The organism is Vibrio sp. HENC-03 (genome assembly GCF_000305755.2).
Taxonomy (GTDB): domain Bacteria; phylum Pseudomonadota; class Gammaproteobacteria; order Enterobacterales; family Vibrionaceae; genus Vibrio; species Vibrio owensii.
On sequence record NZ_JH976086.1, the window covers coordinates 1 to 229 of the forward strand.

The 229-nt window shown below is 51.1% G+C and carries 1 pseudogene; it reads left to right on the forward strand.

Going from position 1 to position 229, the window contains the following annotated elements:
• Positions 1-229, forward strand: a pseudogene (locus VCHENC03_RS17265) (transketolase); the annotation flags it as partial.

Sequence of the window (229 nt, forward strand, 5' to 3'; positions counted from 1 at the left end):
GTTCAACAAAGAAGGCCACGACATCGTTGACCACTTCACTTACGTGTTCATGGGTGACGGCTGTCTGATGGAAGGTATCTCGCACGAGGCATGTTCTCTTGCAGGTACACTAGGCCTTGGCAAACTGATCGCATTCTGGGATGACAACGGCATCTCTATCGACGGTCACGTTGAAGGTTGGTTCTCTGACGACACGCCTAAGCGTTTTGAATCTTACGGCTGGCACGTA